The 3,068-nt window shown below is 33.0% G+C and carries 2 protein-coding genes and 1 pseudogene; 2 read left to right on the top strand and 1 reads right to left on the bottom strand.

The genetic code is table 11. The features are described 5' to 3' along the window. Positions 1-188: 188 nt before the first annotated feature. Positions 189-1,964, bottom strand: coding sequence for a M60 family metallopeptidase (locus CER22_RS30775; RefSeq protein ID WP_088610483.1), 1,776 nt, complete (start codon positions 1,962-1,964; stop codon positions 189-191). Positions 1,965-2,512: 548 nt separating this feature from the next. Between CER22_RS30775 and CER22_RS30770 the strand changes: the two genes are divergently transcribed. Then, on the top strand, positions 2,513-2,731 hold the full coding sequence (locus CER22_RS30770) for a hypothetical protein (RefSeq protein ID WP_000240392.1): 219 nt from the start codon (positions 2,513-2,515) through the stop codon (positions 2,729-2,731). 203 nt (positions 2,732-2,934) lie between these two features. Next, a pseudogene (locus CER22_RS34155) lies at positions 2,935-3,068 on the top strand (MBL fold metallo-hydrolase); the annotation flags it as partial.

Raw genomic sequence — 3,068 nt, 5'->3', positions numbered from 1 at the left:
CTATAGCTTATAGGAAACATATTATCTAGGTGTTTTTTCTTTGTCTCACCAAATGGGGGCAGACCATCTATGATTCTACAAAAAGAATAGCGTTTTTTTTTTTGCTTTACGGATACACTTTTTTAGCTTGATACCGATGTTTTGTGTCTCTCAATCAATTGAAGAACCTCAGCCATTTGTTTAAACAATTAATATCCCAAAATATCTACTTCAGCTGCTGAAGCAAATCCATTTTGTCCATTTGTTACTTCTACTTTTACATATTTTGCAGTAACAGGATTAAATGTTGCATTTTTCTTATTACTATTATTTTCCCATGTTCCTGATGATATTTTGTCATACTTAACGCCATCTACACTCGTATAAATATTGTAAGTTAAAATACGGCCATTTTCTGACCCATCTTGCCTTGGAAGATATGCCAATTGTGAAATGGTACGTGTATCGCCAAGTTCTAGTGTCAAATTGTAAGGATATTGATTTGGTGTCCAACTACAATGCCAAAATGTATCTGTTTTTCCATCTATCGCCTTACTAGCTGAACCCGTTGATTCCTCACTATTTGCACTTGCCTTCATTATTTTTTTAGACAATACAGCAAGTGGTTTAACAGGTTTAGCATCCGTTGCTTCCCATATAGGTGCAATTAATGTTGGGTTATTTAAAGCTTCTACTTTTTGTCTCGTTTCTTGGGTCGCCTTTAATCCCCACTGATCAAAAAATGGAAGTAAGTTTTGTTTTGCTACCTTTGATGTATTGTAAATAAATGCTTGTATTTTATCTTCGTCTGTTTTTGGAAGTTGATCTTCTGGTATCTCACGATATAATTTGTGAAGGTTTGGATAAAACTCATCCCCATATGCCAAATGAAGCTGCCAAAGCATAACGAGTTTTACAAACAGGTCGTCTATATTTTTATATTCTTTATTCGTTTGTTTCAAATAAGCAAAGGCTCTATTATAATCTCCCTCTGATTCTAAACGTGTTGGTTTATTTGGATATAATTTCTTGTCTGCAGCTAAAGAATATAGATTAACAGTTACTTCACCCATACCTCTTAAATCATTCCAAGTCCATGGATATTGTTGTCGTGCATGTCCCGCTTCATGCATTTGTCCCCATCCAAACTCATTGACATTTAAAGTACTTTTGATTGCTTCACCAGCAGTCGTAAAGACGGCTCCATCCCAACTTGCATACATGCCCCAACTTTGTGCGTTAGGGTTTTCTACAAAGGCCCAAATACGACGAGTTGAACGATGTAAAGGATTAGGATCTGTTTCAGATAACCCCGATATCCGATCTTGTGCCCGAATCATTTCATCATATTTATTTAATAGAGGAACAGGATCTTGATTTACAATATATTTATTGGCACTATCACGAGTTACAGTTAGTACTGCTCGTTCTGATTTCAATTGTACCGCATGTGCATCTGGATATTTGTTCATCATGGCAATCCAGTCATCTTTCGTGTGTTTCCCTAATTCAAAAAATGGAATAGGACTACCGCCTTGTGTTACCTGCACCTTAACTGTTCCTGTACCTTGATAATTATCAAACCCTAATACGCCGCCGTTTGGAGAAGAGATGGTATTAGAGCCAGGAGAAAGATCAATTTCTTTTCCCCATTCTTTATCATATTGATGTGTCCCAATAATGGCTCTAATCTTTTGCGTTCCTGATACTGTAATAGTAACCTGTTCGTTAGGTTTTATATAAATTCCAGTTGGCATATAATTTTTTTGCTCACCTCTTTTTTCTCTTTTTGCTTCATCCCAAAAACTACCTGTACCTGGCAAGTCAAACTCTCTTTGTTCATATTGAGTTGCAGTTTGTGCAGTTTCAGCATGTACATCTAAATTGTTTGTCATAATAGGTGCAAATAACGTGGTTGCTAAAATAGCGGATGTCGCAAACACCTTTATTGACTTTTGTAACCTGCCGTTCTTTTTTTTATTCATATAAATCAATCCTTTCTCATTCCCGTTTTTTTAAATAAATATTTTAGATGAATTAAGATATCATCTGTATAAAATATACATTTTTTAGCAAAAAATAGGTATTGAGAAAAAATTTATTTTAAGGGCTTTTTAATGGAGGAATAATTTGATTTTGACTATGAACTGTAAAGAAAAAACGTTTTCTATTCTAATAATCTAGTTTGTTTAAAAGTAATAATGATTTTTACTTTTAGAGGGAGTTAGTATTCTTAAGTTGGTAGATATGGGGTACCGTCATATAATCATCAAATTGAGATATCAGTTGTTTCAAAAAGAGCCGAACTTACATAAATAACTATCAATAGATAGAAATTTCATTTTGGGGGTACTGCAAAATATTAGCTTGATGGGCATGTGGCGCTATCTCATCGCTATCAAGCTAAAAAATAGGTTACCCCCAAAACGAAAAAATATGTTAAATTCCCATAGATAACTATCTTATATTAATTACATAACCTAGTGTGTGATATAATAATATAAAGATATTGTGTTTAAAGGGGGGATTCAAATTGGTTAAAAACTTACCTTTACTAATAGTGATTTTAATACTAGGTGTAAGTTCTTCCACATTAAGTACGAACGGATACTTTTCTCCAGTTATAGAATGGTCTTTAATGATTATAAGTATTATTTTAAACATTACTGCAGTGATAGGTTTATCACTACACGTCCTTGTATATCAACCTATGAAAAGATTTGAAAAAAATTTAAAAGAGACCTTCAAATAAAATAATTATATTTGAGGTAACACCACATCGCCATCGAGCTAAAAAAATGTATCCATAAAAAGAACAAATACGCTATTCTTTCTGTAGAATCATAGGAAAGGATGGCGTTTTTTAAATTTTATAGATACTTTGTGGTAACCTCAAGTAGGAGGATTTAGCACAGTCAAATAATAATATCTTTTGTCTAGAAAGGAGAATGTTTTTTGAAATACACATTAAGAAAAAAATTAAGAGTGTTTTTTATAGGATTATTAGTACTAGTAATAATCGCTTCTATTTTCGTTTATTATAAGTTTTTAACACCTTCAGCAGATATTCAACAATACAAGGCGTATTA

The organism is Bacillus sp. K2I17 (genome assembly GCF_002209985.1).
GTDB classification, from domain to species: Bacteria; Bacillota; Bacilli; order Bacillales; family Bacillaceae_G; genus Bacillus_A; species Bacillus_A wiedmannii.
This window is presented reverse-complemented; position numbering and strand designations above follow the sequence as displayed.